This is a genomic window from Nicoliella lavandulae (assembly GCF_037546185.1).
Taxonomy (GTDB): domain Bacteria; phylum Bacillota; class Bacilli; order Lactobacillales; family Lactobacillaceae; genus Nicoliella; species Nicoliella lavandulae.
Genome location: NZ_JAWMWH010000001.1, coordinates 639,116 through 655,613, shown reverse-complemented (window position 1 = coordinate 655,613; position 16,498 = coordinate 639,116). Strand labels below are relative to the sequence as shown.

Annotated in this window: 15 protein-coding genes and 1 other annotated feature; of the genes, 5 read left to right on the top strand and 10 right to left on the bottom strand. The window is 36.8% G+C overall.

Translation table 11 applies throughout. From position 1 onward, the window contains the following. Nucleotides 1–392 precede the first annotated feature (392 nt). The 3 genes from tyrS to R4146_RS02965 form a co-directional block, all read right to left on the bottom strand. A complete protein-coding gene (gene tyrS / locus R4146_RS02975) occupies nucleotides 393–1,652 on the bottom strand; it encodes a tyrosine--tRNA ligase (RefSeq protein WP_339959964.1) in 1,260 nt (419 codons plus the stop codon). Nucleotides 1,653–1,702: 50 nt separating this feature from the next. Beyond that, nucleotides 1,703–1,900 (bottom strand) — a binding site (T-box leader). A gap of 52 nt (nucleotides 1,901–1,952) precedes the next feature. Then, entirely contained in the window at nucleotides 1,953–2,747 is a 795-nt protein-coding gene (locus tag R4146_RS02970; protein WP_339959963.1) for a DUF4811 domain-containing protein, read from the bottom strand. Continuing rightward, on the bottom strand, nucleotides 2,747–4,219 hold the full coding sequence (locus tag R4146_RS02965) for an MDR family MFS transporter (protein WP_339959962.1): 1,473 nt from the start codon (nucleotides 4,217–4,219) through the stop codon (nucleotides 2,747–2,749). Before R4146_RS02965 ends, R4146_RS02970 begins: the two co-directional genes overlap by 1 nt. Before the next feature lie 170 nt (nucleotides 4,220–4,389). Between R4146_RS02965 and R4146_RS02960 the strand changes: the two genes are divergently transcribed. The 4 genes from R4146_RS02960 (at nucleotide 4,390) to R4146_RS02945 (ending at nucleotide 7,479) form a co-directional block, all read left to right on the top strand. Further along, nucleotides 4,390–4,848, top strand: a complete 459-nt coding sequence (locus R4146_RS02960) for a MerR family transcriptional regulator (RefSeq protein ID WP_339959961.1) — start codon at nucleotides 4,390–4,392, stop codon at nucleotides 4,846–4,848. 229 nt (nucleotides 4,849–5,077) lie between these two features. Continuing rightward, the gene (locus R4146_RS02955; RefSeq protein ID WP_339959960.1) at nucleotides 5,078–6,292 is read left to right on the top strand and encodes a glycosyltransferase; all 1,215 of its coding nucleotides are present in this window, start codon (nucleotides 5,078–5,080) and stop codon (nucleotides 6,290–6,292) included. Between the two features lie 3 nt (nucleotides 6,293–6,295). Then, a complete protein-coding gene (locus R4146_RS02950) occupies nucleotides 6,296–6,592 on the top strand; it encodes a hypothetical protein (protein WP_339959959.1) in 297 nt (98 codons plus the stop codon). Next, nucleotides 6,589–7,479: a polysaccharide deacetylase family protein gene (locus R4146_RS02945; protein WP_339959958.1), complete on the top strand. Its 891-nt coding sequence runs from the start codon at nucleotides 6,589–6,591 to the stop codon at nucleotides 7,477–7,479. The genes R4146_RS02950 and R4146_RS02945 overlap by 4 nt, the downstream gene beginning before the upstream one ends. A gap of 37 nt (nucleotides 7,480–7,516) precedes the next feature. Here R4146_RS02945 and R4146_RS02940 read toward each other — a convergent pair whose 3' ends face one another. The 4 genes from R4146_RS02940 to R4146_RS02925 all read right to left on the bottom strand — a co-directional run bounded on the left by R4146_RS02940 (nucleotide 7,517) and on the right by R4146_RS02925 (nucleotide 11,818). Beyond that, the gene (locus tag R4146_RS02940; protein WP_339959957.1) at nucleotides 7,517–9,244 is read right to left on the bottom strand and encodes a putative glycosyltransferase family protein; all 1,728 of its coding nucleotides are present in this window, start codon (nucleotides 9,242–9,244) and stop codon (nucleotides 7,517–7,519) included. An 83-nt stretch (nucleotides 9,245–9,327) separates the two neighbouring features. Then, nucleotides 9,328–10,020 carry a 2,3-diphosphoglycerate-dependent phosphoglycerate mutase gene (locus R4146_RS02935; protein WP_339959956.1) on the bottom strand — a complete coding sequence of 231 codons (693 nt, stop codon included), beginning with the start codon at nucleotides 10,018–10,020 and terminating at the stop codon, nucleotides 9,328–9,330. 65 nt (nucleotides 10,021–10,085) lie between these two features. Next, nucleotides 10,086–11,168, bottom strand: a complete 1,083-nt coding sequence (locus tag R4146_RS02930; protein WP_339959955.1) for an AI-2E family transporter — start codon at nucleotides 11,166–11,168, stop codon at nucleotides 10,086–10,088. Nucleotides 11,169–11,200: 32 nt separating this feature from the next. Further along, nucleotides 11,201–11,818, bottom strand: coding sequence for a hypothetical protein (locus tag R4146_RS02925; RefSeq protein ID WP_339959954.1), 618 nt, complete (start codon nucleotides 11,816–11,818; stop codon nucleotides 11,201–11,203). 139 nt (nucleotides 11,819–11,957) lie between these two features. Here R4146_RS02925 and R4146_RS02920 point away from each other — a divergent pair, with 139 nt between their 5' ends. Continuing rightward, nucleotides 11,958–13,148, top strand: a complete 1,191-nt coding sequence (locus R4146_RS02920; RefSeq protein WP_339959953.1) for a class I SAM-dependent methyltransferase — start codon at nucleotides 11,958–11,960, stop codon at nucleotides 13,146–13,148. A gap of 47 nt (nucleotides 13,149–13,195) precedes the next feature. Here the strand turns inward: R4146_RS02920 and R4146_RS02915 are convergent, their stop codons facing one another. The 3 genes from R4146_RS02915 to croR are packed head-to-tail and all read right to left on the bottom strand — an operon-like array spanning nucleotide 13,196 to nucleotide 16,403. Beyond that, nucleotides 13,196–14,470, bottom strand: a complete 1,275-nt coding sequence (locus R4146_RS02915; protein ID WP_339959952.1) for a D-alanyl-D-alanine carboxypeptidase family protein — start codon at nucleotides 14,468–14,470, stop codon at nucleotides 13,196–13,198. 2 nt (nucleotides 14,471–14,472) lie between these two features. Then, nucleotides 14,473–15,696, bottom strand: coding sequence for a sensor histidine kinase (locus tag R4146_RS02910; protein ID WP_339959951.1), 1,224 nt, complete (start codon nucleotides 15,694–15,696; stop codon nucleotides 14,473–14,475). A gap of 20 nt (nucleotides 15,697–15,716) precedes the next feature. After that, a complete protein-coding gene (gene croR, locus R4146_RS02905) occupies nucleotides 15,717–16,403 on the bottom strand; it encodes a response regulator transcription factor CroR (RefSeq protein ID WP_339959950.1) in 687 nt (228 codons plus the stop codon). Nucleotides 16,404–16,498: the final 95 nt, after the last annotated feature.

Below are 16,498 nucleotides of genomic sequence, written 5' to 3'. Positions count from 1 at the left end.
GAAAAGCTTAACTTAGCTCTTCTAATATTGTTACTTTTAAGCGAATTGACTTCGCATAAGATTTTTTCTTCATAATTAATTATGAAGTTCCTTACACATCTTTGTCATAATTTTGTTCAGTTTTCAAAGATCTACTTGAGTGTGTCGTTCGTAATGACAACTATTTAATAATAACAAATTGATAACTCAATGTCAACAACTTTTTAAAATTAATTTTGAACAACTTTGATAAGCTGTTCGGTCGGAACGAATAACGCAAGTAATAATATACCGCGTTCAAAAGTTAATGTCAACATAAAATTAAAATTAATTTCAAAACAATACAAAGTTTTGAAGAACAAAATAAAAATGAGTTGCAGCTAACAATGTTAACTACAACTCATTAATTAAAATTACTTAGTAACGCGGGCTAAATAATAACGCTTTTTACCCTTCCGAACCACAACGAACTTACCATCAAAACTATCCTTAGGATTAATTGTTGCTTCAACGTCGTCTACTTTTTCACCATTAATCCGAACTGCACCATTTTTAACATCTTCTCTTGCTTGTCTTCTTGATGGTTCAATCTTCGTATCATCTACTAACCATTGAATAATGTTATTTGGTTCAGAACTAATTTCTACACTTGGCATATTTTTAAAACCTTGTTCTACTTCACTAACGGTTAGGTTCTTAATTCCATTAGAGAATAGTGCCTTAGTGATATTTTCAGCTTCTTCAACCGCTTTTTCACCGTGCACGAACTTAGTAACTTCTTCGGCTAATCTACGTTGAGCTTCACGTTTTTGAGGTTCCGTCTTTACCTTTTCAGCTAACTCATTAATTTCATCATGACTAAGGAAGGTAAAGTACTTCAAGTACTTCACAACATCCCGATCATCTTGGTTAATCCAGAACTGGTAAAATTCGTAAGGAGTCGTCTTTTCAGGGTCTAACCAAACGGCCCCACCAGCAGTTTTACCAAACTTAGTTCCATCTGCCTTTAGCATTAATGGAATCGTTAACCCGTATGCTTTAGCTTCAGAACCTTCCATCTTGTGAATTAAATCAATTCCAGAAGTAATGTTCCCCCATTGATCAGAACCACCAATTTGTAATTGAACATCATTATTCTTAAAGAGGTGTAAGAAGTCCATTGATTGCAAAATTTGGTAGGTAAATTCAGTAAATGAGATTCCGGCATCTAAACGACTAGAAACCACTTCTTTATTTAACATCGTATTAATGTTAAACACCTTACCGTAGTCACGAAGAAAGTCTAATAATGAGAACTTAGAAAGCCAGTCGTAGTTATCAACAATTGTAAAGCCACCATCTTGACCAAATAGTTTCGTCATTTGTTTAGTAAGTGCTTCCTCATTATGTTTAACTTGTTCCATGGTTTGTAGTTTTCTTTCAGCCTTTTTACCACTTGGGTCACCAATTGAACCAGTGGCCCCACCAACTAAGATTACTGGGTGGTAACCAGCTAATTGGAACCGCTTTAAAATCATAAATGGAATCAAATGCCCAATGTGCATACTGTCACCTGTTGGGTCAATTCCAGCATATAAGCCAATTTTCTTTTCATTTACTAGTTTCTTTAACCCTTCAGCATCGGTTTGTTGGTTAATCGCACCCCGCCAGTCTAAATCTTCGATAATATCCATGTATGTTTCCTCCTTGTTTAACAAAAAATCCCCTACAGCTTAAATAAGCCATAGGGGACGAAATGAGTTCCGCGGTACCACCCAAGTTATCATCAATAATGATCACTCAACCATTAATAACGAAATGACCCGGCATAATTGCAAGCTCCATAGGTGTAATTTCTTAAATGTATCGCTTAGCTCTCATCCCCGCTAAGTTTCTGGATTCTCAAATACATTTAATACTAGAACTACTTCTCAGCATTTGTTTAATTAACATAATAATAATAATAATCAAATGCAAATTTGTCAATAAATGAATTACTTAACTTTGGCTAAGGCTGCCTTAACGTTTGGCATCATCTTAGCTAATGCAGCTTGTTGCGCCTTAGCTTGAACTGATTGCTTAGCTTCAGCGGTTGCCTTTTTGACCAATGCTTGTTGTTGACTAGCAGTCATATTTGGATTTTGCTTTTTAGCTTGCGCAACCTTTTGTTGTACCATTGATTGCACTTCTTGTTGTAGCATTGCTTGTTGTTGTGATTGTGAACTAGCAGCTTGCTTTTGCATGTTTGCTTGTTCTTGTTTCATAATCGTTGGCAATGCCTTTACTTGTTTACCGTTCAATACTAACCAACTCTTTGGTACATAGAGCGTATTGGTCCGGTGATAGATAGATTCCTTTTGCGCCAGTCCGTACATAAACCGTTGGAAGCTGTTCTTATATTCCCAACGAACTGTCTTCGTAACTAACTTAGCGTGTTTAATATTACTGCTTACTACTAAGTTCGTAACATCAGTATCGGGCTTGATCGTTTTCTTAGCACTGTCGCTCTTGTAAACGAGTGCCTTATCCTTACTTTGGCTTTCCCCGACTGGTTGTGAAATAACCATGTTCATTTCTGAAGAAAGGGAACTAACCTTAGTACTAGTAGTAGTTGAAGTAACCTTATGCATCCCATAGTGATACTTAAAGTTACCAACGGATAATCCCATTACTACCAATAATAAAACAGTCATAATCGTATTTAAAATAAAATGAAGCGGTTGCTTATTAACTAGGTTCCAAGCCAAGAAGAACAAAATCGCAACGACAATTAATAAAACGATAATCATTATTTACGACCTCCTTGTGCTGAAGCTTCAGGAACACTTTTACCCTTTTTAAGCATAAAGGTAAATGCTAATCCTACAATTCCAAAAATAAGGGCAACTAAGAATGCAGCATGGTATCCACTAAGCACGGCATCAATATACTTGCTCTTGTATTGAAGCGGATCAACTGTTAACAAGTGCTTAGCTGGTTTTGCGTTGTTAGTAACGTTAGTAAGCACAGATGTCATCACCGCCGTTGCCATCGAACTAGCAACTTGTCTTAAGGTATTATTAGCAGCAGTTCCATGGTTCATCATGTTAACTGATAATGCGTTCATACTATAGGTAGTAATCGTCATCATGGACATTGCAATCCCACAAGAACGAATAGCGTAAATTACTACTACGTAAGCAATTGGCATGTCAGTTGTTAAGAAGAAGAATGGTAGTGTTCCAATCGTAAGTAATAAGAACCCACTAATTCCAAGGTATCTAGCTCCGTATTTATCAAAGATTCGACCAGTAAAGGGACTTAGAATCCCGATCATCATCGCTCCAGCTAATAACGTTAATCCAGAATGAAATGCGTTATAGCCACGCACGATTTGTAGATATAATGGAAGAATCATTTCGAAACCGATCATGGACATCATTGCTAATGCCCCGATGATGGTTCCAATCGTAAATTGTTTGGACTTGAACACATTTAAGTTAACTAATGGATTGTCAGTCTTGAATTCACGAATTACAAATAAGATTACAAAGATAATTCCGATGATTAAAGTAGTAAGCACAGTGGCACTGCCCCAACCCTTATCACCAACGGCTGAGAATGCATATAATGCACTTCCGAATCCAATCGTAGATAGTAATAATGATGAGAAGTCTAGCTTAGTCTTACTATTTGGTAAGATCGGCTTCATCGTCCAAAGACTAGCAATAATAACCACTGCCATGATTGGAATGATCATTCCAAATAAATCACGCCATTGAGCATTAACAATGATCCAACCAGAAACAGTTGGTCCAATCGCTGGTGCTAGTCCAATAACCACTCCGGATAATCCCATTGCAGTCCCCCGCTTTTCAGCTGGGAAAATGGACAACATAATTGTTTGAAGCATTGGCATTGAAATCCCAACCCCAACAGCTTGAATTAGCCGACCGGCCAATAATGTTGAAAAATTAGGCGCAGCAAAACACATGATCGTTCCAATTTCAAAGATTGACATTGCTGAGATGTAGAGCCACTTTGTGTTAAAGCGACTACTCAACCATGCAGTAACTGGGATCAAAATCCCATTAACCATTAAGAAACCACTGGTCAACCATTGAACAGTGGAAGTATCAATGTTAAACACACTCATCAATTTAGGATAAGCAGTGGCCAATAGCGTTTGGTTTAAAACGGTACAAAAAGTCCCGATTAAAAGGAAAATCACTAGTAATATTCTGTTATAAGGATTTCCTTTTTGATCTAACGGCTTGTCCATTAGAGCATTCCTTCTTTCCATCTATAAAAATAATAAATATTTCATTTCAATAAATAATTTAGCACTATCTAAACTACTTGTCAATAAAATTGACATTAACTTCAAATGTTATATAATCATTATATGTTATTGAAAGTTAGTTATATATCTTTTAGAAAAGAGGAATCAAAATGGATAGTCAAATTAACTCATTTGGGGATATGAATCATCGCCTCTTCGAAATTTTCAAAAAAGATGATTTTTATTTTGGCATCGGTGATATTTCAAACTATTCTAAATTACCCCAAAGTAAATTAAGATATTGGGAAAAATGTGGTTATATTAAGTCAATGGACTGTAATAAGAACCAAAATCGTAAGTATTCATATAAAACGTTAATGAAAGTTTTGGTCATTAAATCATATTTAGAATCCGGATTTACGTTAAGCGCCGCTGCTAAAAAAGCTGAAACGTTTAGTAAGTATCAATCAATCGTTCATCACATGTTAAAAAGTCGGGTCACTGGCATCGGGACCATTGATGGTAAGGCCGCCGTAAATATGGGGCCATTATCTAAAGATCCAACTAAATCCATTTACTTCGTTGAAGATGAAAACGGTATCAATGCATTCATCAAATCAAATCAATAAAAGGACTTCCTAATCATTTAAATATGGTGGGAAGTTCTTTTATTTCACTAATCATTAAATTATGTAATATAACACGATAAGCACTCTGAAATATGGTATGATAATAAGGATTATTGTAATAATATCTATACATAACTGTAACTTCTAATTAATAGTCGTTTAAGTTATGAATAGGAATCTTTCATCGGGGAAGTTGATCCTTCCCAGTTTTCAAGGAGGAAAACTATTTATGTGGTTTAGTAAAATCATTAGCGATTTTATCTTCGGTTATCCAGTAATGGTATCCGTTGTTTGGATCGTTGGTTGTATTTTCAAAGAGTGGACTTTAAAGCACGCTCCAGTGGATAACACTAATCGCAAACCGTTAGTTTCCATCTTAGTCCCTGCCCATAATGAGCATGACACTTTAGAGGAAGCTGTTAAATCGCTTGCCAATTTGACCTACGATAATTATGAAATTGTACTGATCGATGATAAAAGTTCTGACGATACGTTAGAAATCATGCATCGACTAAAAGAACAATATCAATCACAATTTAACGTTCAAATTGTTGCAATTCCGGTTAACCAAGGTAAGGCCAATGCAATGAACCAAGGCCTTAAAGTGGCCAATGGTGAATATCTACTTGGTATCGATTCAGACTCAGTCCTTGATCCGGATTCACTTAGCTACGTTGTTAAAACGTTGAATACACATCCAAAAGCTGGAGCAGTTGCTGGAAAACCAGTGGTGCGGAACCGAACTACCATCTTGGGACGTCTTCAACTATTGGAATACATTGGTGTGATCGACATCATTAAACGGGCCGAATCATTCCTAACTGGTCGTATTACCACTGTTTCTGGAGTTATTGTCGGCTTTAGAAAAGCCGCCGTGGAATCAGTTAATGGTTGGAATACCAAGGTTATGACCGAAGATATTGATATCACTTGGCGGTTATACCGCAATAATTGGGATGTTGAATATAACCCTAATATCGTATGCTGGATTTTAGTTCCAGAAAGTGTTCGTAATTTAATTAAACAACGTCAACGTTGGGCACGGGGTGGTTTAGAAGTCCTCGCTGGTAATCGAGATATGTTAATTCACGGTAAGTTCAGTGAAAAATTCTTACTATCAGAAACAATTGTCAGTAACGCCTGGGCCGTAATTACGACCTTAAGTACAATTACTTACTTCTTGACCTTCTTCTTAGACCATAACTTAACGCTTGATGGTAACATCTTGTTATTCATGTTACTTGTTAGTTTTACTCAGTTCTTACTTGGATTTGCTTTCTCAAAACAATCCACATTCTTGAACTGGAGTGACTTTTTATTGCTCCCCGCTTACATTGCCTACTACTGGATCATTAATTTAATCAGTTGTATTTCAGCAATGATTTCATTTTTCTTGGATCCAGAACACGTTGGAACTTGGCGGAGTCCAGATCGGGGGAAATAAGAGATGGAAAACGAACCACAACACAATTTTGTAATTAGAAGAAAACTTAGTCCTGGTCGTAGAATTTGGCACTTTTGCCTGTTCGCCTTATTATGGGCAACCGTTTTATTTGTATTCTATGTTAACTATGGGTTTATCTTCGACTTATATACTGATAACTTAGTTACTTATTATTTACTACTCAACTTAGATTATGGTTTTTACTATGGACTACTGGGCACGGTGTTAGTCTTTGCCCTTGGAACCACCATCTTTGGGTTCTATAGAATCAAACAGATGCGGAGGAATCAAGAAAAATGACACGAAAAGTACGTAAAATGATCGTGTGGATTATTGCGATTCTAATCGTCTTTGGAATGGCATTAACTATCCATCGAACCGTTCAATACGATAAGGGTGGTAACACTAACTATGCTTTAGATAGTTATTCTGAAAAGCAAAAGAACGGAATCATGGTCTTTTGTTATCACCGTATTATCGGTGATGACTTAGGAATCAACGTTGTCAAATCACTTTCTGATAACTCACAGTTACATGATTTTGCCGTAACAACAACGCAATTTAAGAATCAAATGAAGTTCTTAAAGGATCATCACGTAAAGATAATCAGTGGTCAACAAATGTATAAGATGGTTACCAATCATGTACCCATCAAGGGAAAATATGCCGTGCTTACGTTTGATGATATCGACCGTTCTACAATTGAGAACGCCATGCCGGTAATGGAAAAATACAAGTTCCCATTCACCACCTTTATCGTTACTGGTAACACTGGTCGTTATCGGGAAGGTTCTAAGTTCGCTACCTGGAAAAACATCCTAGCAGCTAAGAAAAAAGCTGGTAATTTACAAAGTATTGAATTGCATACCAATGACATGCATTACCTTACCAAAAGATTGATTCCAATCATTGATTTACCAAATGAATATAATCACTTCAAAAAAGACTTTGTTACTAGTCAACGGGTATTGCATAATAAGACTGGTCACTTTGGAACTTCGTTTGCCTACCCTTACGGTAGTGGGACAACTCAAACGACCAACTTCTTAAATTCACAAAATCTACAATGGGTGGCCACATTAAATACTGGTTTAGTTAATGACCAAACCAACTTAATGTACACACCAAGAATGATCATTAATAATAACAGTTGGCCAAGTATTCAAAAATGGTTCTCAACTAAATAAAAAATAAGACTATGAAATTATTCATAGTCTTATTTTTTTACGCTTTACGGCGGAATATTCTGATGCCACCATAGCCAATTAATATGATCCAACTAGCAATTGAAAGCCAAATCAATGCTTTGAACCATCCCGCACTTTGGTAACGAATGGTCAAATGATTATAGCCTGGTTGCAACTTAACAATTAACGCACCAATGGAACTAATTTTAACGTTTTTAACTTGCTTACCATTCAAAGTTACAATGGAATGCCCATACTTAACAACTGGTAATTGCTTAGTCGTAGTCTTACTTGAGTTATTAACCCAATTAACGCTCATAACACCGTTTTTAACCTCACGATGTGCATTTAGGTTTGGTTCAATAATTTGTTTGCGATATCTCGTATATGGCTTGAATTTTGCATATTGATAAACCGAAATCTTCTTAGTTGTTGGCATATAATCAGGGGTTGCCTTACTATCCAATCTTAAGAAAGCCCGTAAATTATTAGAACGCAACGCACTTCTTAATATGTCGGGATTCTTCGTCCGAATGGTTGAAAACCGATTACTAATGACTACTTGTTCGCCTCTAAAGTGACGGACTTTGGCTTGGACATGACGCACATCCTTATAAACTAATAATAACGCTACTAAACATACCACTATCCCACTCACTAACCGGCCCCACTTAATTGTTTGATCCGATAGCATGATACCTAGTGCTAAGTACAATAGCGCATACGGAATCACTAAAAAGCGAATTGGATTTTGAATTACCGAATCCACCGCCGGCACTAGCTTTGAAAGCAATGCCCATGGGAAGAAATGGGATGATATCCATAGGAACACAGCGCCATCCAAAATAATCACTTTCGTATCGATGCTTATTTGACGCCACCGAATGACCAAGTATAAAAACGCAATCCCAAATAGAATCGCTGCCGTGTATGATAACTTAGTATCCCCATGGATAAAGTAGAGCGAATCAGCTGCCAAGTGTAAATCAGGAACCACCGGCAGTAAGTGATTAGAACTAAATAGTTCTAACATCCCGCCCCATACATTCGCAGATAGGATCAACGTTAATCCAATGGCTTTTAATAACGCAAGTCCCATTTGTTTTCGTTGATCAGACTTTAGCCACCCAGTAACGAAAAATGGTACCAAAGCTAACGCGCAAATGGCACTCGTTACATTGTGAATCTGCAACACTAGCGTCATTGATAGCGCTAATTTAATCCAGGCAATCCGTCCATTCCGCATCATTTCAGTTCCCGATAACATTAATAATGGAACGAATGCAGCGCCCCATGCAGTAAATTGTTGGCCATTGATCCAGTATAAAATAGGCGTTGAAAACATGTAACAAACCGCCATGACTATACTCCACACCATTTGCACATGGTTTTTGATCAGTAATCGATACATTAAAAATCCAGCAATAATAAATAACAAGTAGGTACTGATCAATTGATAATTCACCCAGTTATGGACAATTAATAGAATAGCTCCATTTAAATATGCAAACAACGGTCCATAAACCGCGTTCACAATTCGCCCAGATTGGCCAAACCCAAAGAATGATTGAAAGTAACTGTAATGGCCAGTTTTAATCTGCATCATGGTATCATAAAAACGATTCATATGAAAAACTGAGTCTAAGCCGATAAACGCCGCTTGAGCATGCCATTGAGGAACCATGACGATTAGTGATAATAAGATAATGAATAAGTATGGCAGACCCGTTTGCCATTTTATTTTGTATTTTGCAATTGTTTTCATAAAATAATTACCCTTATTTAAAAAAATTAATATAAAAAAAGGTAATTGAATTTGGCTAGCAAATCAATTACCTTTTTTATAAATTAGTTATCTAATTTAGTCTTGTTAGTAACCTTAAGTTTATCATCAAAATCATAAACCACTGGTTCACCAGTCTTCATTTCTAAGTCCATGATGTCATCATCACTGATTCTTTCAATGTACTTACTTAAAGCCCGTAAGGAGTTACCATGTGCAGCAATGATAACGTTCTTGTTATCTAATAACTTAGGTGCAATTTGGTCTTCCCATAAAGGCATAACTCTTTCAAGCGTAACCTTAAGGTTTTCACCAGCAGGAATTAAGTTTGGATCTAAGTCAGCGTAACGACGGTCCTTCTTAGCAGAGTATGGTGAATCATCTGGAAGAAGTGGAGGAAGTGTGTCGTATGAACGACGCCAAATGTGAACTTGTTCGTCACCGTATTGTTCAGCAGTTTCCTTCTTGTTTAATCCTTGTAACTTACCGTAGTGACGTTCGTTCAAACGCCAAGTCTTTGTTTCTGGAATCCATAATTGGTCAGATTCTTCTAGCGCATAGTGCAAAGTCTTAATCGCACGAGTCAATACGGAAGTAAAAGCGTAGTCAAATTCTAATCCGTGTTCCTTTAGTAATTTACCAGCGTTCTTAGCTTCTTCTACACCCTTGTCACTCAAGTTAACGTCAACCCAACCAGTGAATTGGTTAGAAAGGTTCCATTCACTTTGTCCATGACGAATTAATACAAGTTTTGCCATAAGTTCCAAACCTCTTTCTTTATTATATAATAAATAATTTCATAACAATGATACACCATTCACCATTAATTTTCATCAGATTTAGATGAATGATTATACTTTTTTACAATTTTATCATTTGCTTCCGGTTCATCCCCTACCCGTTGCACGTTCAAAACATGCAAAATGAAGGTAAAGATAGGAACAGATACAATCAATCCCCAACCACCAAATATTTTTTCACCAACAATTAATACCACGAAGGTATAGAAGATGGGTAACTTAGTTCGTGATGACATAAATTTGGGATTCAATACGTAGGCTTCAATTCCATGGACTACGATGATTGTAATAATCATGTAGATAACATCATAGATGCCACCAGTTGAATAACAAACTAGTGATAATGGAATGAATGAAATAATCACTCCCGCCACTGGAATTAAACTCAAGAAGAATACTAGGATTGCTAAAATGAGTAGTTGTGGTAAGCCCATAAATGCCATAACGATGGTTGTTAAAACCGTATTACAGATTGCAATAAAGAGTTGGGCTTCTAATACGACCCCAAATGTTCGTACGAAAATTTTAGCGAAATAGTAGATATCTTGAAATAACCAGCCCACATTACTAGTTAAAAACTTCTTTGAGAAACTCGCCATCCGGTCGGATTCAAGCGTGAAGAAGAAGCTTAAAATTAATGACAGAAAGACCGATGCACTAACTGACCCAATGCTAGCTAGATAGTCAAATGCAGTATTAGCACTCCCCTTTAGGACTGATACAACATTAAACTTAGAGATAACATCACTAATGTATTTTTGAATTTGCGTATCATTGCCCGTAATGTTATTTGGATTTTGATAGAAATTAACCATTGAACGAATGCCAGCAATTGCTTGATCAATGATTTGGGGTACGTAAATGGCAGCTGCCCAGGCCACTAGTAGAATTGCCGTTACATAGATAATACAGACTAAAAGGGGTTTCGGAATTTTTAAGTATTGGCGAACCCAGTTAACTAATGTCGTCACCAAGAAGGTAAAAATAAACGTCAGCAAAATGATTGTCATCATGCCCCGTGCTAAATACAACACCGCAATGATTGCTAATAAAACACACAATCTGCGGAGTCGGATGTTATTTATGAATTTATCCCATAAATGCATACAAAAACTTCTCCTCTTCGTATTTTGTTAATTTAATTGTTGTTGGTTACGTCTGGTCGAATTGCTAATCGATTCGTAACGGTAGCCTTATCGATTCTTTTAGCTGAATTAGCAGTGTGTAATGTCTTGACCCTAGTTGCTATTTTTTTAAAGTATGGGTTATTTAAATTTTGATTTTGCAGTGCTGCTGCTAATACCTGTGAAGATTGCTTATATTTCTTCAAATGGTTAAAACGCAATGCTTGGTTATAAATATTGGTCAATGTAATCGCATTGCTTAGCAACGTATCAGTTGTTTGCTTTTGTTGCGTTGCTCTTGAAACCAATGTCTTTGATTGCTTTAGATCAATTACTTTTTGGTACTGTTGAGATGCAGTTACCAAATGTTGAACTTGATAGAATGAATTAGCCGCTTGAAAGGCTTGTAATTGTTGAAGCGTGTTTACAGCCACTTGATTATTCGGTTGGGCATCTAATGCCTGCTTAAAATCAACTACAGCGCTATGGTACTGCTGGTTTTGGATATCTTGATTTCCGCGGTCAATTGCGGAATTAACATCCGTTACCGTTGTCCGGTGGTTATTAATCAACCACCCACCAAATATCCCAATTATAATAATCGTAATAATGGCTCCCAAAATTTTTTTCATAATGATCCCTCTTACTAAATGATTTTATTTAATTATAACATTATTCATTCAATAATTTGGAAGCATCCCTTACAAAAATTTAATAAATAAGCGTATAATACTATCCATAGTCAATTATTAGGAGAGGATTTGTTTACTTATGTTAGAAAAAACTTTTTATCGACAATTTTTAAAAAGAAGCTTTAACATACCAGTTAAAGTGACTTATTGGGACGGTAAAAGCGAAAACTACGGTGAAGGCGAACCAGAAGTTCACATTACCTTTAAAGAACCAATTCCAATTCGTCAAATCACCAAAAATGCTTCCATTGCATTAGGGGAAGCCTATATGGATGGTAAAATCGAAATTGATGGCAATATTGAAGACTTAGTTACGTCTGCATACGAAAGCGCCAACAGTTTCATGCGTAATAAGAAATTCATTCGATTCTTACCAAAACAATCACACAGTGAAAAGGAAAGTAAAAAGGATGTTCAAAGCCACTATGATATCGGAAACGACTTCTACAAGATTTGGCTTGATCCTACAATGACTTATTCTTGTGCATACTGGGAAAGCCCAGATGACACCCTTGAACAAGCTCAAATGAACAAAATCAGACACATTATTAAAAAGTTAAACCCAAATCCAGGTCGTACACTATTAGATATCGGTTGTGGTTGGGGAACTTTAATGCTCACTGCTGCTAAGGAATTTGGTTTAACGGTTGCTGGAATCACCCTTAGTCAAGAACAATATGATTACGTTCAGAACCGGATTCAACAAGAAGGCTTAGACGATGTTGCAACTGTCTACCTTCGTGACTACCGTGACTATCACGATGAACAATTCGACTACGTTACTTCCGTTGGAATGTTCGAACATGTTGGAAAAGAAAACTTGGGTGAATACTTTAAATACGTTAACAAGTACTTGAAGCCAAACGGGGTTGCATTAATCCACGGAATCACCAGACAACAAGGTGGCGCTTACAATGGTTGGATCAACAAATACATCTTCCCTGGTGGTTACGTTCCAGGATTAGATGAAAATCTTGATCACATTATTGAAAATGGGATGCAAGTTTACGATATGGAAACCCTTCGTCGCCACTACCAAGTAACCCTTGAACATTGGGATGTTAATTTCAAAGAACACATTGATGATGTTAAGAAATTATTTGACGAACGATTCATTCGGATGTGGGATCTCTATCTACAAGCCTGTGCCGCTTCATTCAAGGCCGGAAATATTGATGTTATTCAATACTTAATTTCCAAGGGTCCTTCTGGTCATGGTTTACCAATGACTCGTGAATACATGTACGAAGATCAAAAAGGGATTAAATAAAGATAATAAAAAAGTCATTTCCGAACGGAAATGACTTTTTTGGTTTTTTAGAATAAGTTAACGATACTACGCCAAATTCTAACAAATAAATTCGCTTTATCCACGGATGCAGCTGTATCCATTGATACATGTAAGGTTTTGCCATCTAGATTTGTAAAGTCCTTGAAGACCAATCGACCAATTTTTTGGTCACGCTTAACTGGTGCATCAATGCCCTTGCCATCTCTGAGCTGCTTATTGATTACTAAATTAACGTTAGCACCAGAAGCACTCATTGGCGCCCAATAGTGAAAGGCCTTTTTGGTCTTAATAGCAACCTTAGTATCTGATCCACTTGGGACTGCCACGTTCTTATACGCGGTTTGAGCACCCGCCGCCACATTTACATACCGGTAATTATCATAAACATAGTTCATAATTTTCTTAGTTTGAATAAACCGGCCCGGATCAGTAGGTTCAGTATTAGATGCGTGCATTACCACCGTAATAATGCGATGGCCATCGCGATTAGTGGTTCCAATGAAGCTACCACCACAAGTGGTTGAAGTTCCTGTTTTTAAACCTTGTACTGGTAAGTTAGGATCTGCTTGAGTTCCACCAGGTAACATATAGTCACCATTTCGCAGTGTTTTGCCACCTAACGTGTATTCGCTAATGGAAGTGTGTTTTAATACATCTGGAAATTGCTGCATAAACTTAGACGCAATTTTAGCCATATCCTTAGCTGACATCTTGTTTTCAGCATTATCATCAACGCCAGGCATTCCTAATGCCTTCCCCACTTCACCGTTCGTTAATCCGCAGGCAGTGTACAACTGTGCATCTTTAATTCCCAGTTGCTTAGCCGTCTTACGCATCATTAGGACGAAGTTTTGGGTCGAGCCCCCAACTAAGTTAGCTAATGACATCATTGCAGCATTCGCTGATTCAAATGAAGCTTGGTAAATTTGTCTTACCGTGTAGGTTTTACCAGTTGGTAATGGTACGTTCGCATAATCAGTGTCGACACTTAAGTTATGTAATGCAGAGTTTACTGGCACCTTTTGATCCCAATAAATTTTACCCTCTGCAATTGCTTTGCGAACAATATATAAAGACATTAATTTACTCATCGACGCTAATGGCATGGGCCGATTGCTATTCTTTGAATATAGGACCTGACCATTGCTAGCATCCACTGCTAGCCCAACTGTGGCATCAATATCTGGTTGATTTGTGTTTTGATAAACAGAGCTTGCACTAGCCGTAACTGGCAATCCCAGTGTCATCAACACCATTCCGATCATCACGATGATTTTGGAGAATCGGTGAGTAAAATTCATAACTAATTTTCCTTCTTATCTTTAGATTGTAGTTTTTTAAAGCCGGTTTTTTTCAACGGATGGTTAGCATGGATTGGTAAATGAATCGCAAAACTAGTTAACTTTTTGTCAGATTCAACCTTAATAAAGCCATTGTGACTATCCACAATGTTTTGGACAATTGCTAAGCCCAATCCAGTCCCACCGGTTGATTTATTTCTAGATGTTTCCACCCGATAAAATCGTTCAAAAATTTGATTAATGGATTTTTTCGGGATTGGTTCACCGTCATTAGCAACGGTAATTACCACTTCATTTGCATTAGCTTGCGAAGCACTTAGAAAAATATGCTTAGCACCCTTACCGTATTTCAATGCGTTAGTAATTAAATTATTAAAAATACGGCCTAATTTTTCAGCATCTGCTTCCACAAAGAGTTGATTGTCATTACATTCAGTAACGATTTGTAAGCCCTTTTTCTCGGCTTCCAATTCTGAACTAATTGCAAGTTGTTCAATCAATTGTTTTACATTGACCTTATTGTATTGAAGATTATTTGAAATCGTCCTTGCTTTTGAATATTCAAATAGGTCATCCGCTAATGACTTCATTTGTTTAGACTTAAAGAAAGCGATATGGGTGTATTTAAGCAATTCTTCCTTACTCTTATAGCCACCCGATTCAATTAGGCCTAAATAGCCAATAATCGAGGTTAGCGGGGTTCTAATATCATGTGAAACATTCGTAATCAATTCATCTTTAGAACGTTCAATGGACCGTTCTTCCTCCATTGATTCAATTACACTATCCACGAGTGAATTAACACTGTCTACCACTTTTTGGTTTTCACTATTAATCTTAAATGGAATTCGATGGTCAAAGTGGCCATCAGCAATGTAGTGAATTTCATCAATTACATGCCGGAGCTGAATTAAATTATACCGCCGAAGTAGCCGCCAGTAAATCACAATTAAGTCAACTATTCCCATTACACCAGCTAAAATATTTTGCCAGGTTAATAAATCCATCCACCAGGGTCTAGGGCCTGCTCCGTGATTTTGAAACGGCGCACCAGGATTAGTAAAAATCGAATGTTTAATTGTAATAAAACCAAATTTCAAACCGGGATTATTGAATAACGCCTGACTGAATAACACAATCACTGATAAATTCAGTAGTAACAATAGGATTAGGGTAATGACCCCTTCACCGAATAACTCTGTTTTTTCACGCGTTGTTAATTTCAATATTCTAGTTCCCCAGTCTGTTAACTTTCAATCTTGTATCCAACACCCCAAACGGTTTGGATTACCTTTTCACCATTAGTAGCATCTTCAATCTTATCGCGCAAGTGACTTACGTGCACCATAACGGTCTTAGCCGATACAACACTTTCTTGACGCCATACCCGTTCAAAGATTTCATCAGCGGAAAAGACACGGTTGGGGTGACTAGCAAGAAGGTATAAAATACCAAATTCAAGGGCCGTTAATTGAATTTCTTTTCCATCTGAAGTCTTTACTTCATGGGAGTCTTTATTGATCGTAAGGGAACCAATATTTAGGATATCTGGTTCATCATTAGTCATCTTGTCTTGACTTCTTCTTAATAAAGAACGAACCCGGGCCATAATTTCAAGTGGGTTAAATGGCTTAGTAACGTAGTCATCAGCACCACTAATTAATCCTTGAATCTTATCCATATCAGTCGTTTTAGCAGATAAAATAATAACTGGTAGCTTGGAATCACGACGGAGTTCCTTTAATACTTCAATCCCAGTCATATTGGGCATCATAATGTCTAAGATCATTAAACCAATGTCATTTTCAGTTCTTAAAATTGATAATGCATCTTTCCCATTGTGAGCAGATACTGGTTCGTATCCTTCGTTACGGATGTAAATTTCTAATAATTGTGCAATTTCTTTATCGTCATCTACAACTAAAATTTTCATAGTGTCATCATCCTTATTTTTCATAGATTTATTTACTAATAGTGTAACAAATCATTACTGAAATTATTTTCTTAAGGTTTATTCTTTAAGACTAC